This window comes from Granulicella sp. S190, from assembly GCF_009766095.1.
GTDB lineage: Bacteria > Acidobacteriota > Terriglobia > Terriglobales > Acidobacteriaceae > Edaphobacter.
On record NZ_LMUD01000023.1, the window covers coordinates 227,785 to 254,178 of the forward strand.

Here is a 26,394-nt window from a genome sequence, read left to right on the forward strand (position 1 = left end):
GGAAATCGGCTCGCGGCTTCATGTAAGGGCCTGGATCGACAACGGAGACCGGCTAGAGAATACCCGCTTTTTTAGCGACGGAGGTGAAGGTTTCCAGAGCCTGATCGATCTGCTCGCGGGTGTGTTCGCTGGTCATGATGGTGCGGATGCGGGCTTTACCTTCCGGGACGGTGGGGAAGGCTATGCCTGTTGCCATCACACCGGCGTCGAAGAGGGCGCGGGAGAAGTCCATGGTGCGGCGGCCATCGCCGATGATGATTGGGGTGATGGGGGTTTCGCTTTTTGGGGTGGTGTTGCCGCCTACATCGAAGCCTGCGTCGGTGAGCTGCTGTTTGAAGTACGCGGTGTTGGCCCAGAGGCGGTCGATGCGTTCGGGCTCGGCTTCGAGGATATCGAAGGCGGCGATGCAGGTGGCGGCGACTGAGGGCGGGTGCGAGGTGGAGAAGAGGAAGGGGCGGGCGCGGTGGTAGAGGTAGTCGATGAGATCACGGCTGCCGCAGACGTAGCCGCCAAGAGCTCCGATGGCTTTGGATAGCGTGCCGACCTGCACGTCAACTTTGTCGGTGGCGTGAAAGTGATCCACGGAGCCGCGGCCGTTGCGACCCAGGACACCTGAGGCGTGGGCGTCGTCGACCATCATGATGGCGCCGTACTTCTCGCAGAGGTCTGCGAGTTTGTCGACGGGGCCGATGTCACCGTCCATGGAGAAGACGCCGTCGGTGATGAGGAGCTTGCGGCCGGGTTCGTTTTGGACTTCCTGGAGGAGCTGTTCGGCGTGGGCGATGTCTTTGTGGCGGAAGACTTTGATCTTGGCTTTGGAGAGACGGGCACCGTCGATGATGCTGGCGTGGTTGAGCTCGTCGGAGAGGATGAAGTCTTCTTTGCCGAGGATGCTGGAGACGGTTCCTGCATTGGCGGCAAAGCCGGACTGGAAGACGACGCAGGCTTCGACACCTTTAAAGGCGGCGATCTTTTCTTCGAGCTCCATGTGGATGTGCATGGTGCCTGCGATGGTGCGGACGGCACCGGAGCCTACGCCATACTTTTTTGTTGCGGCGATGGCGGCCTCTTCGAGGCGTGGGTCGTTGCAGAGGCCGAGGTAGTTATTGGAGGCAAGGTTGATGACGCGCTTGCTGTCGTAGGTGCAGACGGGGGCTTGCTGATCGTCGAGCACGCGCAGCTTGAAGAAGGTGCCGCGCTGGCGGAGGTCGTCAAGCTGGGCGGTGAGATGGGCAAGCTGGGGGCGTCTAGCTGCAACGGTAGTCATGAAATTATCTTAAACCTTTTCGGGCTGGGCGGTCTTAGGCCCCGAATGAGCATCTTACGAGCTGAATTGCTGCGCAAGGTTCTATTTTGCGGCAGTAAATTATTCGAACAAGACTCTTGAACCAAGATCGAGGACACTGATGAAGAACGTTCACCCTTCAGAAAAGATTGCCGCAGCGATGATGCTGGCGCTTGTGATGCTGGCCGGCTGCAAGTCGAAAGAGAACGCTGCGATTGATCAGGCGAAGAAGCAGGCAGCGGCTTCGGGACAGGCTCAGCAGGTGATATCGACCGACGGTAACGGCAATGTAACGACGACGACGGTGCAGCCGCCAGCGCCTGGACAGACGGCGCAGTCCGTAACGGCGACTACGACACCAGCAGCTGCGGCAGGGGCGGTGCCGGCGAATACGCCTGCTACTGCGCCCGGAAGTGCTGCTCCTGGGGATGTGGCTACTGGAGCAGCGGTGGCGCCGGGTCAGACGGATGCGTCGGGACAGCCTGTGGCTGCGCCTGCTCCTGGGGGTGCGCCGATTGTGCGTCCGGCGGATGTGAATATTGCTGCGGGGACCAGCTTGACGATTCGGATCAATCAGCACATCAGTGTGAAGACGAGCCGCGCAGGTGATCGGTTTACCGGAGAGGTTGAGGAGCCGGTGGTGGGAAGAGGCGATCACGTGGTGATTCCGCGAGGTACGCCGGTGAGCGGCGTAGTGGTGGCTTCGCATCGGAGAGGACACTTCAAGGGGTCTTCGATTCTGGAGCTTCGGCTGACTTACCTGACGCTGAATGGGTCGCGATATGCGCTGGATACAAGCGATTTGACGCGAACAAAGAAGGGGAAGGGCAAGCGGTCGGCAGCGATTATCGGCGGCGGGGCTGGGGCTGGAATGCTGGTTGGCGGCATCGCTACGGGTGGGGTTGGGCTGTTGGTTGGTGGGCTTGTGGGTGGGGGCGGCGGGACTTTGCTGAGCGGCTTGACGGGGAATCGGGATATTGAGATTCCTGCTGAGTCGATTGTGCGGTTCAAGCTGGCGGATAATCTGGTGGTTCAGCCTTCCTGATTTTTTGAAAAAAAGTTGAGCCCCGGGACGACCCGGGGCTTTGCTGTTTTTGTTGAGTTTTTGAGGGGTGTTTTGGGAAAAGAGGGTGTTTGGAGGTGGTTTTTCGGTGGTGTGAACGTGGTGGAGTGCGTGGTGGATGTGGTGTTTTGGCAGCGTGTTTTCTGGTGCTAAAAGATGCGCCAACTTTTCTTGATTTTTTTTGCGTCTATTTGGTTGAGCTCAGATGTTGCGAGACCAGGGTGCTTGCCTGGTGGATGATGTCGGCGTCGCCGCCGCAGCCGGGGAGCCAGTGCATGTTTGGCTCGCGGCGGAACCAGGTGAGCTGGCGCTTGGCGTAGTTGCGATGGCCTTGCTGGGCCTGGGCGATGGCCTGCTCGCGGGTGAGTTCGTTGCGCAGGACGGCGGCGGCCTCTGCGTAGCCGAGTGAGGTGAGGGGACGGCAGGCTTCGCCGTAGCGGGCGATGAGGCGCTCAGTCTCTTCGACGAGGCCGCGATCAAACATGGCGGCGGCGCGATAGTTGATGCGCTCGTAGAGGAGCGGGCGGGGCGGGTTGAGGCCGAGGCGGAGAATGCGGTAACCGGTGAGGGCGTCGCGACCCTGCTGCCACTGGGCTGTCATGGGGGTGCGCTTGTTGGTGCTGTGGCTTTGAGCGGTTGCGAGGGAGACTTCGATGGCGCGGACGACCTTGGGGACGTCGTTGGCATGGATGGCGGCGGCGGCAGTGGGGTCGAGGCGCGTGAGGATGCGGTGGAGGTAGGCGGGGCCGCGGGTGGAGGCAGTCTTGCGGAGGCGGTCGCGCTGGCCGGGTTTTTGCGGGGGCTCGGGGAAGAGGCCGTCGATGAGTGCGCGGAGGTAGAGGCCGGTGCCTCCGGCGACGATGGGGATGCGGCCGCGTTCGGTGATGCCGGTGAGGGCTTCGCGGGCGAGGCGGCTGTAGTCGCCTGCGGTGCAGGCCTCATCGGGCCAAGCGATGTCGATCATGTGGTGGGGGACGAGGGCGCGCTCCTCGTGCGAGGGCTTGGCGGTGCCGATCTCCATCTCGCGGTAGACGGCGACCGAGTCGCAACTGACGATCTCGCCGTTGAAGTGCTGGGCGAGATGGAGAGCAAGGGAGGTTTTGCCGCTGGCGGTGGGGCCGATCAGAACGATGAGGGGATGGTCAGGCGGGTTCACCATAGGCGCCACCAGCCTGGGTGGAAGATCGTGTGCACGCCTGCACGAAGGATGCTGAAGAGGAGGACGACTGCGGCCAGCATGAGAAGGCCGCGAATCTGGCGACGGCGTTCGTGTTGGAGTGGAGTTGCGATGGGGATGGCCGTCTTTTTCGATGATAGATGATGATGGGTTTTTGGTCAGGGTGGAGGCGGATCGCGCGTGGAGGGGATTGGCACCCGGTGGGTAAAGGATGTGGGAGAGGAGTACGGTTCGCGCGCTGCGCGAATGCCCACATCTCAAAATCGAGATATGGGGCACCCAGTCTTCGTCTCAGGATCGGGATATGGGGCACCCGGTTTACTTCTCCGGCATCGAGGATTGGCCAGCCTGGCGTGCGGGCTGTAGTTGCTCAAAGGAGAGGTTGGGTGGGATGCTTGAGAGATGATGCGGAAGAAGATGGTTGGCGCGATCGCTGGGTTGGTGATGGGTTGCTGTATCGGTGTGGCTGCGCAGCAGGAAAAAGGGTACTGGCGCGCGGAGAGTTCTACGGCGCAGTCCATTACCGGTGATATTGGCTTCGGTGGGGAGAAGATATCGATCAACTTCACCGGCTTTGTGATCGCCCAGATACGGGCGCTGGAGCCGGGTGAGGTGAGCGCTGTGTTCGATGCGGACAGCAGCGCCGCCGGCAGTGGCAATCTCTACAGGCTGGACATCCCGGCTACGAAGAAGTTTCTGCATAAGAACAACCTGTGCGGCACTGAGGATGTGCAGTGGATGGCTACGTTCGTTGCCGGGCGCTCGTTGAAGGTTGCGTTTTTCTCGGGTGCGAAGATGCCGGTGTTCGCGTTGAATGAGATCGCGAATTCGACGGATCTGTGCGGCACGTTTTCTTATGTGCGGTAGTTGGTTCGGATATTCATTCCGTTGGGCCTGCCGGACGGGCGTCCTCCGCGGACGGCGGTCACTTCGTGACTTTTATACCTTTTCCGGTGATTAGGGGAGAGGCTTGTTGGTGAGGAAGTCGATGCGGAGCTCGAGGTTGGGGCCGTGGAAGCTGGCGGGCAGCGCAGGGAACTGGCCCTCGCCTGTGATGGCACCCCAGCAGGCTTTATCGATGGATTGATCCTGGCTGGAGCCGTCGAGGTTCATGGCGGCGATGCGTCCATCCGGGAGGATGGTGAAGCGGATGAGGGTTTCGCCCTGCTTGTTAAGAGGCGGACGGGCCTCTTCGGGGATGAGGGGGATCCAGTTGCGCTTGATGTCGCTAAGGATGCGGCGGATGTAGGGGCCGAAGTCTACGCCTTGGGTGTCGGAGAGGATCTCTGCGCCGGTGCCCATGCCGGCGTGACTACCGGAGGGGGCGCTGCCGTAGTCGCCGCCACCGGTGCCCCGGGATGCGTTTTGTGCGGCCTGACGGATGGCGTCACCCGCGGACTGGTTGGGATTGCCGAAGTTGGGCCGGGTGGGGGCGGGCTTTGGCGCTTCAACGAGAGCTTGCTGAGCCGGCTGCTGGGTGGGTGCTGGCGTCGGGGAGGGAGGCAAAGGCGTCGCCTGCTGGGTGGGCGCGGGTTGCGTCACCTGCGGTAGGGGAGTGGGCGCCGGGGCTGCAGGAGTGGGTGGAGCGGCCCTGCGCATGGCCTGGAGCTGCTTGAGCATCTTCTTGTCGACTACCGGCTGGGCGGGTTGCGGTTTTGGAGCACTGGGTGCCAGGTGGGAGAGATTTTTGGGGTCGTCGAGACGGGTCAACTCGCGCTCTTTGAGCACCTGGGCGGGGCTGATGAGGCGGGGCTGATGGAAGAGGACGCGCGGGCCGTAGAAGAGGAACCAGCCGATGGCGAGGTAGATGATGATCGAGATGTAAATGGACTCGCGGAAGCGGGCTTTGGAGCGCTCGTCGTCGAGGGAGTCGAGGAGATGGATGAGCTCGTGCTCTTCGAGTTCGCCGAAGCGGCCTGTGCGCACCTTGACGGTCTGAGAGGGAGGTGCGGCGTTGGGCGGGGTCTCGAGTGAGGGCATGGGCTATGTGTTCTGACGGCTGCGGGATGCGAAAGTTGCGTAGCGGTATTAATTGGGGATGCCGGTGGGGCGCACCGGGTTCGAAGACTTACTTATTTTCTCATTAGTTTGATGCTGATGTTGGTTTAAGAGGGGACATAGAGTTTCCTGAGACGAGACGAAACCGTAGACTGGAAGAATGAGTTCAAAGTTTGCGCCGGATGTTCGCGCGGTGGTGCTGACGGTCAGCGATCGCTGTTCCAGAGGCGAACAGATGGATCTTTCAGGCCCGGCGGTGTGCGAACTGCTGGAAGATGCTGGTGTCGGCCAGGTGCTGAGCGAGATGCTTCCGGATGAGATCGAGCAGATCGCAGAGGCGCTGCGACGTAACGCGAAAGTTGTAGACCTGATTGTGACGACGGGGGGGACCGGGTTGTCGAAGCGGGATGTGACGCCGGAGGCCACGAGGATGGTGTGCGAGCGGCTGGTGGAGGGGTTGGCGGAGCGTATGAGGGCCGATGGGTTGCTGCAGACGCCGCTGGCCGCGCTGAGCCGGGCGGTGTGCGGGACGCTGGGGAGTGCGCTGATTGTGAATCTGCCGGGGAGTCCGTCGGGGGCGAGGAGTTCGCTGGCGTCGATTCTGGAGGTGCTGCCGCATGCGCTGGATCTGCTGGCGGGACGTGAGGTTCACGAGGGGCCGGGGCATCATGGCGCGCATGGCGATTCCGGGGTGCGACGGTGACGATGCTGGCGATGATTCCCTGGAAGAAGATCGGCGTGGGGCTGCTGAAGGCCAATGCCTGGCTGCTTGCGGTGCTGAAGCCGCTGGGTGTGTTTGGTGTGCTGATTGTCTCGATTATTGACTCTTCCTCGTTGCCGATGCCGCTGGATGCGATGGTGGTGGAGTACGTGGTGCGAGACCACTCGAAGTTTCTGATCTACTGCTTTGTGGCTGCGCTGGGCGCGGCTATTGGCAGCCTGCTTCCTTATTATTTAGGGCGGGCGGGCGGCGAGCTTTTTCTTTTGAAGAGGATCAATCGGGATCGCTACGAGCAGCTGCGAGACCGGTTTGAGAAGCAGGAGTTTCTTGCCATCATGATTCCGGCGATGATGCCTCCGCCGTTTCCGGTGAAGATCTTCGAGCTGGCGGCGGGTGTGTTTGAGATGAAGCCGCTGTGGTTTTTTTCGGCGCTGCTACTGGGCAAATTTGTGCGGTTTGTGGTGGTGTCGCTGATCATCATGGTGTACGGTCCGGCGATCTTCCACACGATGATACGAACGCTGCACCATCATCAGGATTTGATGATGGTGGCGGTGGCGGTTCTGATCCTGCTGCTGGTTATTTATGTGATGCGGAAGGTGTTCGACCGGCGGCGCGGGACTAGTCTTCCTGTTGAAGAAAACTAGGACGGTTGTGTCGTTTAGTGCTGGATGCGGTGGTCCATCTCCATGCTTACGATGCGGCGGTCGGCGTTGAGGGTGACGATGCCTGTGAGTGGGGGATTCTCGCGTCCGGCGAGGAACGGGGTGTCGTAGAAGAAGCGCAGGTCGCGGAAGGTGACGGTGGTGAGGCCGTCGTCGTTGGTGCCGGTGTCGGTGACTACGGGATACTGCGACCAGTCGAGATAGACCTCGCCTAGCCAGCTGCGTTTTGCGACGAGGGTGGCGAGGGTGGTGGGGGGCTTGTAGATGACGTCGGCCTGGGTGCTGGTGGTGACGGCTTCGGTGAGGGTGTCGACGGTTGCGAGCTGGTAGAACTGCGGGGTCTCGGCGATGGTCTGCCAGTGGAAGGGATTGATGGGGTAGGGGCTGGCGAAGACGCGGGAGACGAGGGCCTGGTTGTAGTCGGCTGATTGGGCGAGCTGGAGGGCTTTTGCGTGCTCGACGAAGCGGAGGCCCCAGAGGGCAACGATGGCGAGGAGGGCGAAGATGGCCCAGCCGCGACCGCGGAAGGATGGCTTGCGGGCTCCTACTTCGCTGTTGATGAGGCCGAAGAGCGCGGGGGCGATGAGGGCTACGAGCAGGAGCAGGAAGATGATGGGCTCGAAGATGAAGACGATGGAGCCGGCGTACCAGCGGGGGTTGAAGGGGAAGAAGGGGCGGAGGCCGTAGTTGTTGGTCCAGTCGAGGAGGAGATGGCTGAGCAGGGCGATGAGGGAGAAGGCGTAGAGCAGACCCCAGCGGATGGGGGCTTGCGGCTTGGGTGGGATGTGGGTGGTGGTGGGGTCGTATGGCTCGGTGGGCGCGGCTTGCGGGGCCGGTTTTCGGTGGGAGCGCCAGCGATGGAAGAGCCAGACAGCCCCGACGATGATGGCGGCTTCGAAGGGCAGGCCGAGGAAGGTGTGGGTCCAGCCGCGATGGTGCTGGAAGGATGCGATGGGGCCTCGGATGGACCAGAGGGTGTCGAGGTCGGGGGCTTCGGCGGCGAGGGTCATGGCGAGAGTGGCGTAGGCGGCTTTTCGATTGAAGCCTGAGCGGGCGAGGACGGCGCCGGTCATGAGATGGGTGATGGGTTCCATGTGTTTCTGATAGTAGCTTGTCCTGCCGGACGGGCCCACTGCGCGTGGAGCGGTCACTTCGTGACTTTTATACCGGTCTCGCAACGACTGTCATTCGCGGGCCTCCCGTTGGTCGGTGCGGAATTTTGCTCCGGAGCTTCGCGACGGCCTGAGGTTTCGATTGGCCACGGCAAGGTATACGTGTCACGAAGTGACCGCTCCACGCGCAGTGGGCCCGTCCGGTAGGACAATGCATCTTCATGGCTTGTTAGAATCGTAAGGAAATGTCTACTTTGACTGCGCTATCGCCCGAGATTCTTGCCAAGTACCAGCCTGTTATCGGTCTGGAGGTTCATGTTCAACTGCTGACGGAGACGAAGGCATTTTGCGGCTGCGTGAACAAATACGGTGGTGAACCGAATACGCACTGCTGCCCGACCTGTCTTGGGTTGCCGGGGGCGCTGCCCGTGTTGAATCGCAAGGCCGTGGAGTTTGCAGTGCTGGCGGCGAAGGCGATCCACTGCGAGATTCGCGAGACGAGCATCTTTTCGCGGAAGAACTATTTTTATCCGGACTCGCCCAAGGGGTACCAGATCTCGCAGTTCGATAAGCCAATTGCAGAGCATGGATGGATCGAGGTGCCTTCGTTCGATATGAGCGGAGCTGCGGTGACGAAGCGGATTGGCGTGACGCGGCTGCATATGGAAGAGGATGCGGGCAAGAGTATTCACGATGGGTTTGCGGATTCGGTGTCGAAGACCTACATCGATCTGAACCGGTGCGGGACACCGCTGGTGGAGATTGTGAGTGAGCCGGATCTGCGGACGGCTGATGAGGTGTTTGAGTATCTGACGAAGCTGAAGGAGATTCTGCTTTATACGGGCGTGAGCGATTGCAATATGGAAGAGGGCTCGCTGCGCTGCGATGCGAATGTGAGCGTGATGCTGAAGAAGGACGCGGCAGAGTTCGGGGCTAAAGCCTACGGTACCAAGGCCGAGGTGAAGAACGTTAACAGCTTTCGATACATTCGCGCTGCGGTGGAGTACGAGATTGAACGGCAGATTGGCGTGATTGAAGAGGGTGGGCGCGTGGTGCAGGAGTCTCGGCTGTGGAATAACGCGGAGGGACGGACTTACTCGATGCGGAGTAAGGAGCAGGCGCATGACTACCGGTATTTTCCGGAGCCGGATCTGCCGCCGCTGGTGGTGGGGGTGGAGTGGCAGGCGGAGATTCTGAAGGGAATGCCGGAGCTGCCGGAGGCTCGGCGGGCGCGGATGATTGCAGAGTATGAGATCTCGGCGCAGGATGCGGCGACGTTGACGGCGACGCGTGAGTTTGCGGACAGGTTTGAAGATGCGGCGAAGAAGGCGAAGAGTCCTCGGCGCGTGGCGTCGCTGCTGACCAGCGAGTTGACGATGCGGTTACGGGCGGCGGGGCTGGAGCTGGAGCAGTCGCCGGTGTCGATGGCGGGGATTGTGATGGCGGCGGATCTGGCGGAGTCGGGCGAGCTGTCGAGCAAGATGTTGAAGCAGCTGCTGGATTCGGCGTTTGAGAAGAATGAGGATTTCCCTGTGGTGTATGAGCGGGAGAAGCCGCAACAGATCTCGGATACGGGTGCGATTGAAAAGATGATCGACGAGGTGATCGCGGGGAATGCGAAGCAGGTGGAGCAGTACCGCGGGGGGAAGAAGACGGTGGCTGCGTTTTTTGTGGGGCAGGTGATGCGGCTGTCGAAAGGACAGGCGAATCCTGCGCTGCTGAATGAGTTGGTGGCGAAGAAGCTGGATGCGTTAGGGCCTTTGTAGAGATAGGTCCTGCCGGACGGGCGTCCTGCGCGGACGGCGGTCACTTCGTGACTTTTGTACCGGTCTTGCAGCTTGCGATGATTCATGGGCCTTCCGTTGGTCGGCGCAGGATTTTGCTGCGGAGCATCGCGACGGCCTAAGGTTTTCGATTGGCCACGACAAGGTATACGTGTCACGAAGTGACCGCCGTCCGAGCAGGACGCTCGTTCGGCAGGACATGGTTTCTAATGAGTGGATGCCGTTGTCACTATCCAAAAGGTTCCATCGTGGAGTGTGCGTGAGTATTCTTCTTGCTCTGTTCGGGTGTCGGAGTGATGCTCCGTACGTTGTGCCGGAGGAGCCGATGCCGCCGAATACGGTGCTGCTGTCGCAGATGATGCGGGAGCTGTCGGCGACGCCGGGGTTTACTGACGCGATGCTCGCACAGCTGGATAAGGATGGGAAGAAGGGCCCGGCGTTGATGACGCCTGCGCTGATGAAGCGCCTTCGCGAGTTGATTCTGGGGAAGGACTGGCAGGGGCTGGACCGTTTTCCGGGGTGGACGATGCAGGCGATCAATCCTACGGTGAAGGTTGCCGGCAGGCTGGTCGCAAAAGATCCCGAGGCGCGGGATGAGGCAGCGGTGCATCCGGGGAGTTCGGTTAGAAGCGCGAATACGAAGCCGAGTTCGACGCAGCAGGGTGCCGTTCAGAATGGGAGCGGTCTGAAGCAGTACATCGACCTGGGTGAGGTCTCGGAGACGAAGGACAAGGTGGTGAGTCTGGATGCGCCTTCGACGCTGCCGGGGTTTACGACGGATGGTTTGGTGAGTGAGCTTGGAGCGGGGGTGGTGCGGGGGGATGGTGCGAATCCTGCGCTGGCACCGATGCATGCGGAGAGTCAGCGGCTCGCAGATGTGTTGAACAGGCTGAGTCTGAATGGGCTGGATGGATCTGCTCCTGTAACGGTTACAGTTGCGGGGCAGAGTGCGAAGACGCCGCAGGAGCTGGTGCAGGGGCTGCTGATGACGGGCCACTCGGTGACGGTGGCGGATGCGCGCTACTTTGCGAACTTCGGACACTTTCATTACAAGGGTCAGGAGGTGATGATGCCGTTCTGGGTGGATTCGCAGATTCGGATTCCGGGAGAGAAGCGGTCGCTGCTGGTGCCGGTGAGCCATGCGGAGTATGAGTGGGAGGTTCGTGGGCCGAAGGTGAATGCGACGGTGAGCTGGTACTTCGGCATCGATGGCAAGGCGGAGTTTCGCACGATGGATACGCTGGACCAGGCGTGGGTGCTGGGGCGTCATGCGCATGAGTATCGCAATGCGCATGCGGTAGAGGTGACGCGGCTGGTGGGGAGCATGACGGTGGCGTATATGCGTCAGCATCTGGCGCGGCCGGAGCTTCCGTTTGGCGGGTACTATCCGCTGGGGGTCTGCCAGGACGGGGTGGCGGCGATTGAACGGAAGATGACCGGCAACGATACGTTGTTTCCCAACACTGCGGATGGCAAGCTGTTTGACGATCCTCGCGATGCGGAGATCAACGCGATGATCAAGGCGATTCCGAAGGACCGGAGTGATGGGGCGCCAGAGCCAGCACGAATCTTCGGGTCTTTGCCGACTGCGGATTTTATTACGATTACGATTCCGGGGCTGGCGGCTGACCTTGAGATGGTGCACGCGGCGTGGCAGGATGGGTCGCTGGAGCGGACGTCTTCCTGGATACGGAAGGTGACGTTGAGGCTTGTCGGAGTGGCGAGTTTAGGAGCGTTGGCGGCGGTTGTGGTGTGGCGAAGGAGACGGAATCGGTGAGGCTGTGTTGATGGCGTAGCGGATGCTGCACTGTTTCTCGTGCAACGCAGTGAAGGTGTTGTGGAGTCTTAGATAGCTGGAGGAACTTATGGCTACTAAGAAGGGGGCGGCGAAGAAGTCGGCAAGTAAGAAAGCGACGAAGAAGACAGCGAGCAAGAAGTCGAGTGTGAAGAAGACTCCTGCGAAGAAGGCAGCGAAGAAGAGTTCGACACGGAAGTACAGTCCTTCGGCCAGCAAGAATGTTGAGACCGAGATGCACGAGATGAAGAAGGGTACGCTTAAGAGCAGTAGTGGGCAGAAGGTTACGAATCCAAAGCAGGCGATTGCGATTGGTTTGTCGGAGGCGCGAAGAGCGGGGAAGAAGGTTCCTCCGCCACCGAAGAAAGGATAAGAATGAGCGAGGTTGAGAGGTATCGCGCGATGCTGGAGGTCGCGTTGGAAGAGGCTCGCACCGGTCGGAGAGAGGGTGGTGTTCCGATCGGTGCGGCGTTATTTGATGGGGATGGAAAGCTGCTGGCCTCGGGCCGGAATCGGAGGGTGCAGCAGGACGATCCGTCGGTGCATGGAGAGACGGATGCGTTTCGGAGGGCGGGGCGGCAGCGCTCTTACAAAGACAAGGTGATGGTGACGACGCTGGCGCCCTGCTGGTACTGCAGCGGGCTGATTCGGCAGTTTGGGATTCGCACGCTGGTTGTGGGGGAGAGCAGAAACTTTGCTGGCGGGGTGGAGTGGCTGAAAGAGTTGGGGGTGAAGGTGATCGATCTGGATTCGCAGGAGTGTTCGGACCTTTTGACGGGGTTTATTGCGGAGAAGCCTGAGATCTGGAATGAAGATATTGGTGAGGAATAGTTCGTCGTTCGATGTGAAAAGATAGGTAGATGAGTACTGAGGTACAGAGTGGGTTTGGGTGTCGTGTCTGCGGCGAGCGGCATGTTCTTTCGTTGAGCTACAGCGTGAAGGCTCCGATGGCTGCCGCGGCGATTCCGGTGGAGGAGCTGGACCAGCGGGTGGTAATTACTCCGGATCAGTGCGTGATCGATGGGAGAGATTTTTATCTTCGTGGGCGCATTCTCGTGCCGGTGATTGGACTTGAAGAGCCGTTTGTGTGGGGGATCTGGGCTGAGGTTAGCCCGAAGAGCTTTGTGAGGACCAATGAGCTTTGGACCGTCGAAGGACGCGAGCAGGAGGCGGCGTTTCCTGGTTGGTTGAATACGCAGCTACCGGTGTTTGGCGATACATACAATCTTGAAGTGAGTGTGCAGACGCAGCCAGTGGGACAGCGTCCGCAGTTTCGCGTTGTGGATCAGGATCATCCGCTGGCCGTGGAGCAGAGGGACGGGATCACGATGGAGCGGGTGGAGGCAATTGCGGAGATGATGCTGCATCCTGTCCTGCAGAACGGGCGTCCTGCGCGGACGGCGGTCACTTCGTGACTTTTATACCTTTTTGTTGCCTCGCAATTGCGAGCCACGCTATGCCGCAGAGGATATACGCGAGGTAGACGTAGGGGAGCCAGTTGTAGGGGTGGTCCGGAACTGGGTAGAGCGTTCCAGCCAGTGCAAGCAGGATCGCGAAGATGGCTGCGATGGAGAGAATGAGCGGTGCCTTTGCGAGTTGGTGGTTGCGCTTGAGGTAGAGGGGCAGCGCCAAGGCGGCTAGGCCGTACGTGGTGAGGAAGCCGTAGACGGCGAGAGAGCCCATCCATCCGTAGATGTCGGAGCCTGCCACGCCACGAAGGGCGAGGACAGTTACAGGGAGAGCTGTGAGAAGGCCTGAGACGAGGACGGCTGAGCCTGGAGTGGCGTTCTTGTGATGGGCGATGCCGAGTTGGCGGTGAACGAGGCCGTTGTGGCCCATGCGCATGAGGACGCGGGCGGCAGCGGTGGTGCAGGCGAGGGTACAGGCGAACATGCTGACGAGAGCGCCGAAGTCGATGAAGGGGCCGAGGACGGTGACGCCTGCGAGATCGGCGAGGACGCGCATGGGAGCGGTGGATTGTCCGAGGTTCTGATGCGCGGCGTGCATGCCGAGGGTTTCGAGGTAGGCGCAGAGGATGAAGAAGAGGCCAGTGAAGATGGCGCTCTGGATGACCGCGCGAGGGATGGTGCGGAGCGGGTTTGCGGCTTCGGCACCGAGGGTGGTGGCGCTTTCGAAGCCGACGAAGCTGAAGAGGGCGAGGACGACGCCGAGACGCACTCCGGAGGCTGTGACTCCCTGGAGATGGAGCTGGGCGTGGTCGATGTGGAGGCCGTTGCGCCAGAGTAGGAGGGCGAGGACGATGGCGATGAGTGCGACGGAGATGGCCTCGATCCAGAGCATGAGGCGGGCGGAGACCTGCACGTCGCGGTAGGCGATGAAGGTCGAGACGCCGACGCAGAGGATTGCGAGGAGGGCGGTTGGAGAGGATCTTCCGCTAAGGGAGAGGAGAAAGACGTTGGCGTAGTTGATGAAGCCACCTGCGACTGAGGCTCCGGTTGCTATGTAAGCGAGAAGGAGCGCCCAGCCGGCGATACCGCTGACCACAGGCGGTAGTGACGAGGTGGCGTAGGTGTAGAGGGAGCCTGAGCAGGAGGTGTATCGGGCGAAGCGGCTGATGCAGAGGGCGATGAGCAGGACGGCAGCGGTGGCGAAGAGATAGGCGAGCCAGGTTCCGTTGCCGGCGAGGACGAAGACCAGAGGAATGGTCATGGTGGGAGTGGTGGTGGGAGCGATGGTGGAGATGGATTGAGCGAGCGTCTCCATGGGCGAGAGTATGTTTGCGCGCAGTCCGGGGGGAGCGAGTACGGGGGCTTCATCGACTGGGGCGAGTGCTTGCTCCATGGGGACGGGTCTCCTGTTGCGCTGGATGTGGAGCAGATACGAGTGCAGATCTTTCAAAGCTGCTGAGTGCAGGGCAGTTCGCTCAATGACGGAAGGAGTTAGTCAGAGCATAGTCGAAGATCGCTGGTGTGCGAAGGGGAAGGTTTGTGGCAGGCGGGATAGCCGCCCTCGCGCGGCTATCTCTTGTCTCGCTACTTCTTGTCTGAGGATGAGCTGGAAGCGGAGGACGAACTCGAGGTCGATGCTGCTGGAGCGGAGGCAGGCGCAGAGGCGGCCTTGCTGGATGAGCTGTCGGAGCTGGACTGCGAATTCGAATCAGAGCCGGACTTTGAATCCGAACTCGACTTTGAATCCGAACTTGATTTTGAGTCGCCGGTCTTAGAATCACTGCTTGATCCTGAGCTATTGCTGTCGCTTGAAGACTTTGGCTTGGCGTTGCCGTAGCCGTCGGCGTACCAGCCGCCGCCTTTGAAGCTGACGGCAGGGGCGGAGATGACACGCTCGAGGTGTCCGCCGCAGTGCGGACAGATGGTGATCTCCGGGTCAGAGAACTTCTGGATTTTTTCGGTGTGCTTGTGGCAGGTGGTGCATTCGTATTCGTAGAGCGGCATGGGTTCCTGTCTATTTGTGTTGCTAACACTAGTTTACTGTCTCGCGGCTCTACATGGTTTCCGGTTCGCCGAGAGGTTGCCGATCGGGAAGCATTCTTCGATGGAGGATGCGCGTGATCAAGATGCCGTAAGCAGTTTGGCGGTAGAAGAGAATGTGACTGCCCTATTCCATGCGGCGTAGGCCAGGATGAGATGGCGCGTGAAGTCGACCTAACTACGGATTGTTAGAGAGTAAGAGACAGCAGTCCTCGATTTGATCGAGGTAGTGGCTCACTTGAACCTTTCCCCATCTTTCTAGAGTGTATTGACCAATGCCTAAGAGGTCCGATGTGGCCTGAGCGGAATAAGAAAAGGTCACGAGCGATGTTTTCTTGGCGGAAGACTTAACCGTCTCCGCACATCGGCGAAGACGTCGCCTTCTGCGACGCCGCTGGCATCTCCTTCGTCGAGAGCTTTGTTGAGGGCGGCCAGCTTTGCGTCGTACTCTTTTTCTTCGCGCTCGAGATTTCGCAGTGCAGCGCGAACAACCTCACTGGCGTTCTCATACCGACCATTTTCGATCTTCGCGGTGATGAAGCTGTCGAGTTCCTGAGTAAGGTTGACGTTACGAGTAGGCATGACTCCTCCTGAAAAAAAGATACGCCGATTGGCAAAGATTGCCAATCGGCTTAAATGATGTTGATAGGAAGCGGGTTAGAGTTTGCCTAGTTCGACGAGGCGGACGCTGGCGATGGCTTCGACCTTGCGCAGGGCATCGATGGCGGATGCGGCGGATGCGGCTTTTGGGACGTCGATCTGGACGACCGCGAGTGCCTGACCTTGTGGAACGCGATGGCTCTGACTGGAGTGTGCGCGGCCGAGTGCGAAGTTGGCGATGTTGACGCCGTGCTCGCCTAGGATGGTGCCGATGCGGCCGACGACTCCAGGGACGTCGTGGTTGCGGATGGAGACGAGGGTGCCGTGGAGCGGGGCTTCGATGTCGATGCCATCGTAGGTGAGCAGGCGGGGCGAGGTGCCGTGGAGGACGGTGGCGGAGGCGCTGGCGTCTCCGTCGGAGGAGTGGAGCACGATCTTGAGGGTGGAACCGGCGCCACCGGTGGTGAACTCCTTTTTATCTTCCTGGATGCGGATGCCGCGCTCGGCTGCGATGGCGGCGGCGTTGATACGGTTGGCGGTGCTGCCTCCGTCTGTTCCCGAGAAGATGCCTGCGATGGCGGCGTTGCGGATGAGGTCGGTTTTGCCGGAGGCGATGCGTCCGGTGTAGGTGAGCTGGATGTTTTCCAAGTTGCCCGGGGTGGCGTGCGAGAGGAACTGGCCGAGGCGTTCGGCCATCTCGATGTACGGAGCGACCTCTTTGTACTCCTCGTGCGAGAGCGAGGGAAGGTTGACGGCATTTTGGACGACGCCGAGTTTGAGGTAGTCGCGAACCTGCATGGCGAGCTGGATGCCGATGGCCTCCTGCGCTTCGTCTGTGGCTCCGGCGATGTGCGGGGAGAGGAGGACGTTGTCGAGGTTGTAGAAGGGCGAGTCTTTGAGCGGCTCCTGGTGGAAGACGTCAAGGGCTGCGCCGCCGACGTGGCCGGATTTGATGGCGTCGGCGAGGGCCTGTTCGACGATGAGTTCGCCGCGGGCGCAGTTGATGATGCGGATGCCCTTCTTCATGATCTTGATGGAGGTCGCGTTGATCAGGCCTTCGGTCTGGGTGGTGAGGCCGACGTGGAGGGTAAGGTAGTCGGACTCTTTGAAGATGTCGTCGATGGGGACGAGGGTAACGTTGTTTTCGCGGGCGATGACTGGGGCGACGAAGGGATCGTAGCCGATGATCTCCATGCCGAAGCTGGCGGCGCGGCGGGCGACTTCGAGGCCGATGCGACCGAGGCCGACGATGCCGAGGGTTTTTCCGCGGAGCTCCTGGCCCTGGAGGGATTTCTTATCCCATTTGCCGGCGTGCATGGTGGCGTTGGCGCGGGGAATGGAGCGGGCGAGAGAGATCATGAGGCCGAGAGTGAGCTCGGCGACGGCGACGGCGTTGGCGCCGGGGGTGTTCATGACGACGATGCCGCGATGGGTGGCGGCGTCGGTGTCGATGTTGTCCACGCCTACGCCGGCGCGGCCGATGACGCGGAGTTTAGGGGCGGATTCGAGGAGCTTGGCGTCGGCCTGGACGGCGGAGCGTACGACGAGAGCGTCGGCATCGGCTAGCTCGGCGGCGAGGCCGTTTTTGATCTGGTCGGGGGTGACGATCTGCCAGCCTGGTTCTTGTTGGAAGACGGCGAGGGTGGCGGGAGAGACTTTTTCGGCGATAACAATCTTCATGAATCCTCTGGTTCCTTTTCTTTTTGCGCGAAGCAAGGTGGCCGCATTCGGCGGTTTGGGACGGTGAAGATGAAGGATGTTGCCAGTTACCAGTGTACTTGGGGAGGTGCGGAGCGAGAAATGGTAGCCGGTGGAGCGGCTCAGACGAAGAAGTGGGGGACGAAGGAGCTGAGATTGTCGGTGATGGGGTTGAAGGACTCGCGGACGCCGAGGCCGCAGCAGTCCTGGTCGATCATCCATAGGCCTAGGACGGTGTGGCGATGGTCGAAGACGGCGTCGGGGGCGAGGGCTTGCACGATTTGTTTGCCGTTGTAGGGGCCGGGTGTGGTGGCGATGTTTGTGCCTTCGCGGACGAGAGTGATGTTGGCGCCTTCGCGGGACATGAGGGGCTTGCGTACATAGTTGCGGAGCTGGGTTGCGTTGCGGGCGTCGGCGAAGTGAGATTCGAGCAGCAGCTCGTGGTTGGGGTAGAGCTGCCAGAGGATGGGCAGGATGCCTTTGTTGGAAAGGAGTATCTTCCAGATCGGCTCGATCCAGCGGGTGCTGGGGTAGGTATCGATGGCGTGTGGGGCGAACTCCTCCTGAAGCATGGCCTCCCAAGGGTAGAGCTTGAAGATGGAGAACATGGGCTGCTCATCGGGATCGAGGAAGAGCTGCTGCTCGTCGTTCCAGCCGATCTCGTTCATGAACATCTGGAGGGTTTCGAGGCTGGCTTGCTGCGCGGTGTCGCGAAGGTAGGTGACGGTGAGCTGGTCCTCCGCGTTATCTAATGCCGCGAAGTAGATGGGCTTGGAGAGGTAGGGGTCGATGTCTTTCCACTTGGCGATGAGCTTTTCGTGGATGGAGTTGAACTGGTCTGGCTTGGCAGAGACGAGAGACGACGGCATGTCCTTGAGCCAGTGCCACTGGATGACGGAGGCTTCGAGGAGTGAGGTGGGGGTGTCGGCGTTGTACTCGAGGAGCTTGGGAGCGTTGCCGGATTGCGCGCCTGCCCAGCTTAGATCGAAGCGTCCGTAGAGAGCGGGAGGTTCGTTGTTCCAGGCCCATTCGATGGCTTCGATGGCGAAGTCGGGGATGTCGAGTTCGGCGTAACGCTTCTCATCGATGATGTGCTGGGCGGCTGCGAGGCACATCTCCTGAAGCTTGTTGCCGGCGGCTTCCAGGGTGTCGATCTCGGCGGCGGTGAAGCTGTAGGCGGCGGACTCGTCCCAGTAGGGCGTGCCGTTTTCAAGAGTGTGGAAGGTGAGACCGACGGATTCGACTTTCTGCTGCCAGTTGTCGCGAGGGGTAAGGGTGATGCGCTGCATGGAACTCCTGAGTCTGGTGTGTCGCTACGAGTTATTCGCCTGCGCTACCGCCGTGGGCGCTGCTTGAACCGGTGCTATGGCTGCCGCCTTCGGAGAAGGAGTTGCCGAAGCCTCCGCGAGTGGTGATGCCGGAGCGGGTGGCGTAGCTGCGACCGAAGGATGGGGCGTAACTGCCACCGCCGACTACGCTGCCGAGGCCGTAGCCACCCCAGCCTCCATAGTAATAGCGGTATGGCAGAAAGAAGTGTGGGCTGTTTGAGGGGTATTGCTGCGCTCCCTGCTGGTTGGGGAGGTTAGCGCAGAGGCTGTCGTCGACGACGTGGTTCTGCTCATCGACGCAGCGCTGCATCTGGGGCTTGCAGCCGGTGAGCATGGAGAGGGCAGCGGCTGCGAGGAGTGGAGCGGCGACTTGGTTTGAGCGGCGCATGGTGGCTCCGGTGTCGTTGAAAGAGTAGCAGGGACTACTTCGATGTGGGCGCGATTTTGATCTCGAAGATGGTGGGCCACTGCTTGCCGGTGACGAAGAGGCGGTCTCTCTTTGGATCGTAGGCGATGCCGTTCAGGACGGATTCGTCGTTGACGCGCTGGTCGGCGGGGAGGAGACCTGTGAGGTCGATCCAAGCGATGATGTGGCCGTCGGTGGGCGAGATGCGGGCGATGCGGTCGGTGTGCCAGATGTTGGCGTAGATCTCGCCTTTGATGTACTCGAGCTCGTTGAGCTGGTCGATGGTTTTGTGGCCGTCTTTGACGATGATGTGGTGGGTCTCGGCGAAGGTGGCGGGATTGCGGAAGCGGAGGGTGGCGGTGCCGTCACTGGTGATGAGTTCTTTGTTGGTGCGGGTGATGCCCCAGCCTTCGCCATCGTAGTGGAACTGGCTCACGATGCGGAGAGAGAACCGATCCAGTACGAAGCCGGTGTGTGATTGCCAGGTCCATTGGAGGAGGTTCGGTCCCCAGTCGATGATCCCTTCGCCGAAGTACTGCGACGGTAGATCGAACTGCTGTACGGGGGTGCCGGTCTCGGGCTGCGTGACGACGATGCCGGAGTGACCGTTCAGGCCGATGCCTTCATAGAAGAGGCCGTTGAGGTAGAAGAAGCCTTCGGTGTAGCTGCCGGTGGAGTGAGGGTATTTTGCGATGACTTTGTAGCTGTAGATGGGAGCTGCGAAGCCTGGGATGGCGAGCATCAGGAGGAGTGCGGACTGGATCAATGTTTTAGGAAGCATCGGGCTGACTCTCGCAGAGTTTACATTCCTCGTCGAATCCTAATTATCTGAACAACCGAGCTTGTCAGCATTTTGGGGTGACAAGACGAGCAGGCCGGGTATAGTATCGTCCCCGCTGAGAGGCGCACGTCTCAGACTGCGACCCTTTCGACGGTCTCAGTCTTGAAGCGCAGATGCCCGGGCATGGCAGTACGCCCCTTTCGCAGGCCCCGGGCCCTACTACCAGACAAATGGCGCAAGGCTGGAAGACCGGCCTTTGTGCGCGCTTACTGCGATTTCAACTGAGGAGATTTCCATGAAGAGAGCTAGATTTGCTTCGTCGTTCTTGTGTGCCGCTGTTGTTGCGAGCGGCCTGTCGGGAGTTCAGATGCTGGCGCAGCTGCCGGCGAACGCAACGTTGTATGCTTCGGGGCTGCAGGGGCCGAGGGGACTGGCGTTTGGAAGCGATGGGACTCTTTACGTCGCGGAAGCCGGGCTGGGCGGGACCGTGCTTACTTCACCCAAGACGTGCATGCAGGTGCCGAACATTGGACCTTATAAGGGAGGATTGACTGCGCGGATCTCGAAGATCGATACGAGCGGGACCAGGACGACGCTCAGCAGCGGACTTCCCTCGGCGGTGGACATCATGGGTGATGTGTTGGGGGTTGCGGACGTAGTGTTTCAGAACGGAAACCTGTATGCCGTAACGGCGGGAGGAGGATGTTCGCACGGAAACACGGCCTTCCCGAATGCATTGCTTGAAGTGAGTCTGAAGGACGGGAGCTGGAAGACGGTTGTAAATCTGAGTCATGCGCTCGTTGAGTTTCCGGCGAAGATTACGAGCCCGGATGACTTTGAGCCGGATGGATCATGGTATGGCCTCATCAGCTCGAACGGTAGCCTGCTTACCGTGGAGCCGAACCATGGACAGATTTTTTCGGTTGCCAGTGGTGGCAGGGTGAGCCAGGTGATCGATATTTCAGCGTCGCAGGGCCACATTGTGCCGACTTCACTGGTGGTGGAGCAAGGCGTGCTGTACGTAGGCAATCTGAATCTGTTCCCGATAGATCCACAGTGGGCGAAGGTGATGACGGTGGCGAGAGGTGTCTCGATTCAGAATCCGCTGCCAGGATTTCCCGGGACACAGGAATCATTTTCGAACTGGAACGTTGTGAGTTCGATGGCTGGGTTTACGACGATCGTTTCGATGAAGATCGGGCCGGATGGATTGCTGTATGTGCTGGAGCTCTCGGATGCCGCAGGAAATCCGACGCCGGGCGCAGGGAAGGTTGTAAGGGTTGCACGCTCGGGGGTCATTCAGGACGTGGTGACCGGGCTGGCAGTGCCGACGGGCATGACGTTCGGGCCGGATGGACGGCTGTACGTGTCGAACCTTGGGGCAGCTCCGCAAGGAACGCCGGGGCAGATTCTGCGGATCGAGGTGCCGGCTGTGCAGTAGTGATTAGCTGAAAAAAGGCAAGCCCGGGGTTGGTCCCGGACTTGCCTTTTTCTCAAACCTGGTACGTCTGTGGTGCGGCGGTCATTTGGCGTGTTCGGCGAAGAAGGTTTGGGCTGCGATGAGGCCTTTGCCGAACTCAAAGTTGGGGGCGGGGAACTTGGTTTTGTGGATGACTTGCTCGAGGGCACCGAGGATGGCGATGGTGTCCATGTAGTCGAAGAAGCCGATGTGGGCGATGCGGAAGAGCTGGCCCTTCATCTCGCCCTGGCCGTCGGTGACGATGGCGCCGAATTGGGATTTGAGGCCCTTGACTAAGGTGCCGGAGTCGCTGCCTTCGGGGGCTACGATGGCGGTGGCGGCTGCGGCTTCGTAGCCTACGGGCGCGAAGAGTTTGAGGCCGAGTGCGGTGGCTGCGGCGCGGGTCATGGCGGCGCAGGTGATCGCGTTGTCGACTAACTTCTTGCGGCCTTCGGCTAGGTCGCCTTCGGGTTTTTCGGGTGTGCCGGCTTGTGCGGCGATGTAGTTCAACGCTGCGCCCAGAGCGGCGATGAGGGCTACTGACGGCGTGTAGGCAGATTCGCCCTTGGCGGCGTTCTTACGCTCCTTGCGGAGGTCGAAGTAGTAGCGCGGGTTGTAGGTGGATTCCATACGATCCCAGGCGCGGGCGCTGACGGCGAGGTAGCTGAGGCCGGGGGGAATCATGACGGCTTTTTGTGAGCCGCCGATGAGGACGTCGATGCCCCAGGCGTCCATGTCGAGGTGCGAGGTGCCGAGGCCGGTGATGCCGTCGACGATGAGGAGAGCTTCGGAGTTTTCGGATTTGAGGAGCTTGGCGATGGCTTCGATGTCGTGGCGGACGCCGGTGGAGGACTCGGTGGCCTGAACGAAGACGGCACGGGTTTCGAGGTGGAGGTTGGCTTTGACTTCGTCGAGGGAGAAGGTGCTGCCGTAGGGGGCGCTGACGACGTCGACGTGGCAGCCGAAGGCTTTGGTGATGCCGGTCCAGCGCTCGCCGAACTTGCCGGCGGTGAGGACGAGGACGCGGTCGCCGGGGGAGGTGAGATTGGAGACGGAGGCTTCCATGGCTCCTGAGCCGGAGCTGGAGAGGATGATGACGTCGTTTTTGGTGCCGACGAACTCTTTGAGCTGGGAGAGGACGCGGGTATACATCGCGCGAAACTCGGGAGTGCGGTGGTGGATATCAGCCGCAGCCATGGCGAACTGGGCGGCGGGGAGGAGAGGGGTCGGACCAGGGGTGAAGAGGCGCGTTTTGCGGATCATGGGTTTATTGTAGCGGGGTCCTGCCGGACGGGCCCACTGCGCGTGGGGCGGTCACTTCGTGACTTGTATACCTTTTCGGTGAGTAGATTTCTCTGGGCCTCGCGATGCTCGGCGCGGATGGTGGATTGCTGCGTTTCCTTATAATGAGGGATTGATTGGATGGAGATGCGATGACGATTGGCGAGAAGATTCAGACGGATATTGTGGTGGCGATGAAAGCCAAGGACGAGCACAGGTTGACGACGCTGCGGATGGTGAAGTCGGCACTGAGGAATAAAGAGATCGACAAGCGCGAGAAGTTGACCGATGCCGAGGAGTCGCAGATTCTGACGACGCTGATCAAGCAGCGGAGGGAGTCGGTGGAGTCGTTTACCAAGGGCGGGCGGCCGGAGCTGGCGGCGAAGGAGCAGACGGAGATCGGGATGATTGAAGGCTATCTGCCGCAGGCTGCGGGGGAGGACGTGATTCGCGGGGTGGTGCAGGGAGCGATTCACACGATGTCTGAGGGTGGGATCAAGCCGACGCCGAAGGAGATGGGCGCGGTGATGAAGGTGGTGCAGCAGAGGATTGCAGCAGATGGATTGCGAGCGGATGGGAAGTTGGTCAGTGAGATGGTGAAGGCGGAGCTGGCGAAGTAAAAGTTCTGTCTCGATCGAGACCGACGGCTGAAGAGCGTGTAAGAATCGTCTCCAACAACTAAAGGAGTGGATCAATTTTTCCTAAGGAGTTCTCTTTGATGATGTCTGCTCCTGTAAAGCTGGGCGAATCGGACGGGGTTTTGTCGCGCGTGTTGCCGAGCGAAACGGGGAAGACTCAGGGTGTCATTGCATGGTCAAGTCTGGTGTTTGCAGTGCTGCAAAGCGTCTGCAGCTTCTTCGTTGCACTGGATGGTCTGCGTCTGCTGATCGGCGTGGGGGCGCTGGCCAGTGTTGTCGGGGCAGGAGAGCAGTGGGATCGATTGCACACGGACTGGATTCGAGTGCCCATGGTGGTGCTGGCGCTGGTGGGAGCGTTGTTGAACCTGACGGTGCTGTTGCATGTGCGGCATCTGCGGAGCCGTCCGGCCGCGCAGTGGCGTCAGAAGCTGTTGACGCCTCGGAAGAAGAGGATGGAACGAGTGCAGTTTGTGCTATCGCTGGCTACGCTCGCTCTAGTTGCGGTGGAGCAGATATCGCATTGGCACACTTTTCATCGGCTGTGATTGTGATCCAGAGCTGCCGTTAGGCTTCTTTATCTTCTCGATTGATAAGCCAATTCGCCGTACGGGTTATTCGCGGATGATTTTGACGAAGATGCCGTCGGGGAGGGTGGCGCCGCCCAGGAGGTGGATGGAGCCGTCTTTGGTGAAGCCGCGAAGCATGGTGTCCGCCTTGGCGTAGGGGTTGGGTGGGGCTTCGGATTTGGCTGGGTACGGGTTGGCTTTGATCGGTGGCGCGGACTGGCTGGTGCTTGAGCCAGTGGCTGGGCTTCGGCGCATGCCGCGGTCCATGGCTTCGTTGGCGAGGCGGTCGGCGTCCTTGTTTTTGTGGCGGAGGGCGTGAGAGATCTCGAAGGCTTGGAGTCTGGCGATGCGGTTCTTCGCCTCCTGCCAGAGCGGTTTGAGATCGGGGGAGTTGACCTTGTATTTGCCCTGAATCTGCTTGACCATCAGCTCCGAGTCCGAGACGACGCGAAGGCGCGGATGATTGTGATCGAGCGCGTACTGCAGGCAGCCGAGCAGGCCAGAGTACTCGGCGTAGTTGTTGGTGCGCATGCCGAGGAATTCGCTGAGTTCCGCGAGAACTGTGCCTTTGTCGTCTTGAATGAGAGCGCCGTAGCCGGAGGGCCCGGGATTGCCACGGGCTCCGCCGTCGCAGTGGGCGTTGATCCAATCTGCCTGTTGGGGAGTAGAGGGGGCAGAGATGGGGGTGTCAGAGAAGAGATTAGGAGCAGAGGTCTGGCGGGGAGGCATTGGGTGAGTTTACCGGATGGTGGGGCCAAGTGACTTCGGCAGGGCGTGTGGATCGAGACGGCCTGAACTATGACTGAGGCAAAGACGAAATACGGGGTCTCTCCATTGCGGCGGTCAAGTGCGCCGCCTTCGGTCGAGATGACGAGCGTTATGGGTTGGTGGGGTAACAGCTCCCCATGCGGCAAAACGCTGCTTAGGTCGAGATGACGAACGTTATCTGGTTGGGTGGAGTAGCAACTACCACTGCGGCGGCCAAGTGCGCCACCTTTGATCGAGAGGGCAAGCGTTATGGGTTGGGCTGCTCCTTTTGTGGGATCCGGTGATGCTCACCTTTTAGTAGTTTGGGGGTCTATTGGGGTGTACTCGATTTCCTGACTCCGGAGTCAGAACGATGAATGCAGAGGTCGCTGGATTGAATCCTGGCGGTGAGTTGTCTTCACCGCTTGCTTTGGGGCTCCGAAAACGTCACATCAGCCCGTTTGCCGCAGGACTGTTGGGCGCAACCGCTGTAGAATCGTTGCCAGCGATGGCAAAGGCAGCGGCCCAACCCGGAACCAGGAATGGCGGCAAGCTGACGCAGGCGCAGCTCGATGCGCGGGCGCAACAGCGTACCGAAGACGATGAGCTGATTCGGGAGGCGCAGAAGGGCCAGCGAACCGCTTTCGATGCGCTCGTCCGGCGATACGACCAGTCTGTGCTTCGACTGGCGCTGCATATGCTTGGAAATGAGCAGGATGCGCAAGATGTCCACCAAGAGGCCTTTATCAAGGCGTACCGCCACCTGGGAAACTTCCGGTTCGAGTGCAGCTTTTATACGTGGCTTTACCGGATTGTTACGAACCTTTGCCTGGACCAGCTGCGGAGGCGAAAGAGCCGCAGGGAAGACCCGGCGACAGTGCTGGATGCCAGTGGCGATGAGATGGACCTGATGGCTAACATCACGGACGACCGGGCTATGGCTAACCCGGGACGTGAGCTGGACCGGAAGGTAATGAGCGAGCGGATCAGCGAAGCTTTGGGCAAGCTGACGCCGCGAGAGCGAACGGTCTTCGAGCTGAAGCACTACCAGGGGCTGAAGCTGCGGACCATCGGCGAGATGTTGAGCACGACGGAAGAGACGGCGAAGAACACTCTGTTCCGGGCCACGCGAAAGCTGCGGGCTAATCTGGCGGAGTTGCGGTAACGCCGGCAAGAGTTGTGGAAGTTTGTTGCAAACGATAGGGCAAGGGCGCAGTCAGAGCCCACAAGAACAAGCAAAATTTGAGGCTGGCTGAGGTAGGACAATGAATTGTGAGAGCGCAAAAGACTGCATCGTTTTACTGAACTACGGCGAGCTGCCCGATGAGCTTGCTGGGGGGCTGGAACAACATCTGATGGAGTGCGAGGGGTGCCAGGCGGAGTTGGAGGCGGTTAGGCTCTTTGAAGAGCGACTGGCCTTGCTCCCGGTGCTGGAGCCTTCGCCAAATCTGTTGGCGCAGTCGCGGATGCGACTTGACGATGAACTGGATATGATTCCGCCGCATGGGTTTCTTACGCGGTTGAGAACGAACTTCTTTCGGTGGCTTGGGCATGTGCAGAGCGCGCCGGCGTTGGCGACACTGCTCTTGGGGGTTGGATTTCTAGCAGGCAACTTTACCTTGCGTTACGAGCTTGCGCACTCGCTGAAAGAGAAGCCTCCCGTGATTGTCACTGGTTCGGATGGAGGCATCGAAAAGGGCGTTATCGCGAACGTGACCGGGATCACGCAGACGCCGAACTCGGAGCTGGTGCAGGTGAGCTACAACAGAGTGATTCCTGAGACGATGGAAGGTTCGCTCGATAGCCCGGTGATTCGGAACCTGCTGATGGTGGGGACGAAC

The 26,394-nt window shown here is 60.3% G+C and carries 27 protein-coding genes and 1 pseudogene; 15 read left to right on the top strand and 13 right to left on the bottom strand.

The window, feature by feature from the left end; genetic code table 11:
- Positions 1-52 precede the first annotated feature (52 nt).
- Complete coding sequence (locus GSQ94_RS14320) at positions 53-1,267, bottom strand: glycine C-acetyltransferase (RefSeq protein ID WP_158944545.1); 1,215 nt, start codon at positions 1,265-1,267, stop codon at positions 53-55.
- 139 nt (positions 1,268-1,406) lie between these two features.
- On the opposite strand from GSQ94_RS14320, the gene GSQ94_RS14325 reads away from it, so the two are divergent.
- Complete coding sequence (locus tag GSQ94_RS14325) at positions 1,407-2,330, top strand: hypothetical protein (RefSeq protein ID WP_158944546.1); 924 nt, start codon at positions 1,407-1,409, stop codon at positions 2,328-2,330.
- A gap of 205 nt (positions 2,331-2,535) precedes the next feature.
- Here GSQ94_RS14325 and miaA read toward each other — a convergent pair whose 3' ends face one another.
- Complete coding sequence (miaA, locus tag GSQ94_RS14330) at positions 2,536-3,507, bottom strand: tRNA (adenosine(37)-N6)-dimethylallyltransferase MiaA (RefSeq protein WP_158944547.1); 972 nt, start codon at positions 3,505-3,507, stop codon at positions 2,536-2,538.
- Positions 3,508-3,927: 420 nt separating this feature from the next.
- On the opposite strand from miaA, the gene GSQ94_RS14335 reads away from it, so the two are divergent.
- On the top strand, positions 3,928-4,392 hold the full coding sequence (locus GSQ94_RS14335; RefSeq protein ID WP_158944548.1) for a hypothetical protein: 465 nt from the start codon (positions 3,928-3,930) through the stop codon (positions 4,390-4,392).
- A 90-nt stretch (positions 4,393-4,482) separates the two neighbouring features.
- On the opposite strand, the gene GSQ94_RS14340 is transcribed toward GSQ94_RS14335, so the two are convergent.
- The gene (locus GSQ94_RS14340) at positions 4,483-5,505 is read right to left on the bottom strand and encodes a TonB C-terminal domain-containing protein (protein WP_158944549.1); all 1,023 of its coding nucleotides are present in this window, start codon (positions 5,503-5,505) and stop codon (positions 4,483-4,485) included.
- A gap of 178 nt (positions 5,506-5,683) precedes the next feature.
- Here GSQ94_RS14340 and GSQ94_RS14345 point away from each other — a divergent pair, with 178 nt between their 5' ends.
- Together GSQ94_RS14345 and GSQ94_RS14350 are read left to right on the top strand one after the other, a co-directional pair.
- The gene (locus GSQ94_RS14345) at positions 5,684-6,226 is read left to right on the top strand and encodes a MogA/MoaB family molybdenum cofactor biosynthesis protein (protein ID WP_158944550.1); all 543 of its coding nucleotides are present in this window, start codon (positions 5,684-5,686) and stop codon (positions 6,224-6,226) included.
- An 11-nt stretch (positions 6,227-6,237) separates the two neighbouring features.
- Positions 6,238-6,891, top strand: coding sequence for a YqaA family protein (locus tag GSQ94_RS14350; RefSeq protein ID WP_254063876.1), 654 nt, complete (start codon positions 6,238-6,240; stop codon positions 6,889-6,891).
- A gap of 14 nt (positions 6,892-6,905) precedes the next feature.
- Here GSQ94_RS14350 and GSQ94_RS14355 read toward each other — a convergent pair whose 3' ends face one another.
- Positions 6,906-8,003, bottom strand: a complete 1,098-nt coding sequence (locus GSQ94_RS14355) for a metal-dependent hydrolase (RefSeq protein WP_158944552.1) — start codon at positions 8,001-8,003, stop codon at positions 6,906-6,908.
- A 263-nt stretch (positions 8,004-8,266) separates the two neighbouring features.
- Here GSQ94_RS14355 and gatB point away from each other — a divergent pair, with 263 nt between their 5' ends.
- From gatB to GSQ94_RS14380, 5 genes are all read left to right on the top strand, one after another.
- Positions 8,267-9,787 carry an Asp-tRNA(Asn)/Glu-tRNA(Gln) amidotransferase subunit GatB gene (gatB, locus tag GSQ94_RS14360; RefSeq protein ID WP_158944553.1) on the top strand — a complete coding sequence of 507 codons (1,521 nt, stop codon included), beginning with the start codon at positions 8,267-8,269 and terminating at the stop codon, positions 9,785-9,787.
- A gap of 277 nt (positions 9,788-10,064) precedes the next feature.
- A complete protein-coding gene (locus GSQ94_RS14365) occupies positions 10,065-11,582 on the top strand; it encodes a hypothetical protein (RefSeq protein ID WP_254063877.1) in 1,518 nt (505 codons plus the stop codon).
- Positions 11,583-11,670: 88 nt separating this feature from the next.
- Entirely contained in the window at positions 11,671-11,973 is a 303-nt protein-coding gene (locus GSQ94_RS14370) for a DUF6496 domain-containing protein (RefSeq protein WP_158944554.1), read from the top strand.
- A gap of 2 nt (positions 11,974-11,975) precedes the next feature.
- A complete protein-coding gene (locus GSQ94_RS14375; protein ID WP_158944555.1) occupies positions 11,976-12,431 on the top strand; it encodes a nucleoside deaminase in 456 nt (151 codons plus the stop codon).
- Positions 12,432-12,460: 29 nt separating this feature from the next.
- Complete coding sequence (locus tag GSQ94_RS14380; protein WP_158944556.1) at positions 12,461-13,015, top strand: DUF2199 domain-containing protein; 555 nt, start codon at positions 12,461-12,463, stop codon at positions 13,013-13,015.
- Here GSQ94_RS14380 and GSQ94_RS14385 read toward each other — a convergent pair.
- Positions 13,005-14,402 (bottom strand): APC family permease, encoded by a 1,398-nt coding sequence (locus tag GSQ94_RS14385; protein WP_158944557.1) that lies wholly within the window; start codon positions 14,400-14,402, stop codon positions 13,005-13,007. The two genes, GSQ94_RS14380 and GSQ94_RS14385, sit on opposite strands and share 11 nt — an antisense overlap.
- Before the next feature lie 198 nt (positions 14,403-14,600).
- Between GSQ94_RS14385 and GSQ94_RS21455 the strand changes: the two genes are divergently transcribed.
- Positions 14,601-14,846: a hypothetical protein gene (locus tag GSQ94_RS21455; protein WP_254063911.1), complete on the top strand. Its 246-nt coding sequence runs from the start codon at positions 14,601-14,603 to the stop codon at positions 14,844-14,846.
- Between the two features lie 74 nt (positions 14,847-14,920).
- Here GSQ94_RS21455 and GSQ94_RS21460 read toward each other — a convergent pair.
- From GSQ94_RS21460 to GSQ94_RS14415, 6 genes and pseudogenes are all read right to left on the bottom strand, one after another.
- Positions 14,921-15,013: pseudogene (locus GSQ94_RS21460) on the bottom strand (FmdB family zinc ribbon protein); the annotation flags it as partial.
- Between the two features lie 354 nt (positions 15,014-15,367).
- The gene (locus GSQ94_RS14395) at positions 15,368-15,631 is read right to left on the bottom strand and encodes a type II toxin-antitoxin system ParD family antitoxin (RefSeq protein ID WP_158944559.1); all 264 of its coding nucleotides are present in this window, start codon (positions 15,629-15,631) and stop codon (positions 15,368-15,370) included.
- A 75-nt stretch (positions 15,632-15,706) separates the two neighbouring features.
- A complete protein-coding gene (gene serA / locus GSQ94_RS14400) occupies positions 15,707-17,329 on the bottom strand; it encodes a phosphoglycerate dehydrogenase (RefSeq protein ID WP_158944560.1) in 1,623 nt (540 codons plus the stop codon).
- Positions 17,330-17,469: 140 nt separating this feature from the next.
- Positions 17,470-18,636: a glutathionylspermidine synthase family protein gene (locus GSQ94_RS14405; protein WP_158944561.1), complete on the bottom strand. Its 1,167-nt coding sequence runs from the start codon at positions 18,634-18,636 to the stop codon at positions 17,470-17,472.
- A 31-nt stretch (positions 18,637-18,667) separates the two neighbouring features.
- Positions 18,668-19,063: a hypothetical protein gene (locus GSQ94_RS14410; protein WP_158944562.1), complete on the bottom strand. Its 396-nt coding sequence runs from the start codon at positions 19,061-19,063 to the stop codon at positions 18,668-18,670.
- Positions 19,064-19,097: 34 nt separating this feature from the next.
- Positions 19,098-19,862, bottom strand: a complete 765-nt coding sequence (locus GSQ94_RS14415; RefSeq protein WP_158944563.1) for a glutaminyl-peptide cyclotransferase — start codon at positions 19,860-19,862, stop codon at positions 19,098-19,100.
- Positions 19,863-20,157: 295 nt separating this feature from the next.
- On the opposite strand from GSQ94_RS14415, the gene GSQ94_RS14420 reads away from it, so the two are divergent.
- Positions 20,158-21,303: a ScyD/ScyE family protein gene (locus GSQ94_RS14420; RefSeq protein WP_158944564.1), complete on the top strand. Its 1,146-nt coding sequence runs from the start codon at positions 20,158-20,160 to the stop codon at positions 21,301-21,303.
- A gap of 81 nt (positions 21,304-21,384) precedes the next feature.
- On the opposite strand, the gene GSQ94_RS14425 is transcribed toward GSQ94_RS14420, so the two are convergent.
- Positions 21,385-22,584 carry an alanine--glyoxylate aminotransferase family protein gene (locus tag GSQ94_RS14425; RefSeq protein ID WP_158944565.1) on the bottom strand — a complete coding sequence of 400 codons (1,200 nt, stop codon included), beginning with the start codon at positions 22,582-22,584 and terminating at the stop codon, positions 21,385-21,387.
- A gap of 170 nt (positions 22,585-22,754) precedes the next feature.
- Between GSQ94_RS14425 and GSQ94_RS14430 the strand changes: the two genes are divergently transcribed.
- Positions 22,755-23,222: a GatB/YqeY domain-containing protein gene (locus GSQ94_RS14430; protein ID WP_158944566.1), complete on the top strand. Its 468-nt coding sequence runs from the start codon at positions 22,755-22,757 to the stop codon at positions 23,220-23,222.
- 98 nt (positions 23,223-23,320) lie between these two features.
- Entirely contained in the window at positions 23,321-23,785 is a 465-nt protein-coding gene (locus GSQ94_RS14435) for a hypothetical protein (protein ID WP_158944567.1), read from the top strand.
- Positions 23,786-23,851: 66 nt separating this feature from the next.
- On the opposite strand, the gene GSQ94_RS14440 is transcribed toward GSQ94_RS14435, so the two are convergent.
- A complete protein-coding gene (locus GSQ94_RS14440) occupies positions 23,852-24,535 on the bottom strand; it encodes a ribonuclease HI family protein (RefSeq protein ID WP_158944568.1) in 684 nt (227 codons plus the stop codon).
- A 391-nt stretch (positions 24,536-24,926) separates the two neighbouring features.
- Between GSQ94_RS14440 and GSQ94_RS14445 the strand changes: the two genes are divergently transcribed.
- Complete coding sequence (locus GSQ94_RS14445; RefSeq protein WP_158944569.1) at positions 24,927-25,718, top strand: RNA polymerase sigma factor; 792 nt, start codon at positions 24,927-24,929, stop codon at positions 25,716-25,718.
- Between the two features lie 100 nt (positions 25,719-25,818).
- Positions 25,819-26,394, top strand: a 576-nt coding sequence (locus tag GSQ94_RS14450) for an anti-sigma factor (RefSeq protein WP_371417524.1), incomplete at its 3' end; no start/stop codon positions are given.

Excerpts from the sequence above, each read along its gene's own strand:
- GSQ94_RS14320 (WP_158944545.1), bottom strand. The coding sequence starts at position 1,267 with ATGACTACCGTTGCAGCTAGACGCCCCCAGCTTGCCCATCTCACCGCC.
- GSQ94_RS14325 (WP_158944546.1), top strand. The coding sequence starts at position 1,407 with ATGAAGAACGTTCACCCTTCAGAAAAGATTGCCGCAGCGATGATGCTG.
- miaA (WP_158944547.1), bottom strand. The coding sequence starts at position 3,507 with ATGGTGAACCCGCCTGACCATCCCCTCATCGTTCTGATCGGCCCCACC.
- GSQ94_RS14335 (WP_158944548.1), top strand. The coding sequence starts at position 3,928 with ATGATGCGGAAGAAGATGGTTGGCGCGATCGCTGGGTTGGTGATGGGT.
- GSQ94_RS14340 (WP_158944549.1), bottom strand. The coding sequence starts at position 5,505 with ATGCCCTCACTCGAGACCCCGCCCAACGCCGCACCTCCCTCTCAGACC.
- GSQ94_RS14345 (WP_158944550.1), top strand. The coding sequence starts at position 5,684 with ATGAGTTCAAAGTTTGCGCCGGATGTTCGCGCGGTGGTGCTGACGGTC.
- GSQ94_RS14350 (WP_254063876.1), top strand. The coding sequence starts at position 6,238 with ATGATTCCCTGGAAGAAGATCGGCGTGGGGCTGCTGAAGGCCAATGCC.
- GSQ94_RS14355 (WP_158944552.1), bottom strand. The coding sequence starts at position 8,003 with ATGGAACCCATCACCCATCTCATGACCGGCGCCGTCCTCGCCCGCTCA.
- gatB (WP_158944553.1), top strand. The coding sequence starts at position 8,267 with ATGTCTACTTTGACTGCGCTATCGCCCGAGATTCTTGCCAAGTACCAG.
- GSQ94_RS14370 (WP_158944554.1), top strand. The coding sequence starts at position 11,671 with ATGGCTACTAAGAAGGGGGCGGCGAAGAAGTCGGCAAGTAAGAAAGCG.
- GSQ94_RS14375 (WP_158944555.1), top strand. The coding sequence starts at position 11,976 with ATGAGCGAGGTTGAGAGGTATCGCGCGATGCTGGAGGTCGCGTTGGAA.
- GSQ94_RS14380 (WP_158944556.1), top strand. The coding sequence starts at position 12,461 with ATGAGTACTGAGGTACAGAGTGGGTTTGGGTGTCGTGTCTGCGGCGAG.
- GSQ94_RS14385 (WP_158944557.1), bottom strand. The coding sequence starts at position 14,402 with ATGGAGCAAGCACTCGCCCCAGTCGATGAAGCCCCCGTACTCGCTCCC.
- GSQ94_RS14395 (WP_158944559.1), bottom strand. The coding sequence starts at position 15,631 with ATGCCTACTCGTAACGTCAACCTTACTCAGGAACTCGACAGCTTCATC.
- serA (WP_158944560.1), bottom strand. The coding sequence starts at position 17,329 with ATGAAGATTGTTATCGCCGAAAAAGTCTCTCCCGCCACCCTCGCCGTC.
- GSQ94_RS14405 (WP_158944561.1), bottom strand. The coding sequence starts at position 18,636 with ATGCAGCGCATCACCCTTACCCCTCGCGACAACTGGCAGCAGAAAGTC.
- GSQ94_RS14410 (WP_158944562.1), bottom strand. The coding sequence starts at position 19,063 with ATGCGCCGCTCAAACCAAGTCGCCGCTCCACTCCTCGCAGCCGCTGCC.
- GSQ94_RS14415 (WP_158944563.1), bottom strand. The coding sequence starts at position 19,862 with ATGCTTCCTAAAACATTGATCCAGTCCGCACTCCTCCTGATGCTCGCC.
- GSQ94_RS14420 (WP_158944564.1), top strand. The coding sequence starts at position 20,158 with ATGAAGAGAGCTAGATTTGCTTCGTCGTTCTTGTGTGCCGCTGTTGTT.
- GSQ94_RS14425 (WP_158944565.1), bottom strand. The coding sequence starts at position 22,584 with ATGATCCGCAAAACGCGCCTCTTCACCCCTGGTCCGACCCCTCTCCTC.
- GSQ94_RS14430 (WP_158944566.1), top strand. The coding sequence starts at position 22,755 with ATGACGATTGGCGAGAAGATTCAGACGGATATTGTGGTGGCGATGAAA.
- GSQ94_RS14435 (WP_158944567.1), top strand. The coding sequence starts at position 23,321 with ATGATGTCTGCTCCTGTAAAGCTGGGCGAATCGGACGGGGTTTTGTCG.
- GSQ94_RS14440 (WP_158944568.1), bottom strand. The coding sequence starts at position 24,535 with ATGCCTCCCCGCCAGACCTCTGCTCCTAATCTCTTCTCTGACACCCCC.
- GSQ94_RS14445 (WP_158944569.1), top strand. The coding sequence starts at position 24,927 with ATGAATGCAGAGGTCGCTGGATTGAATCCTGGCGGTGAGTTGTCTTCA.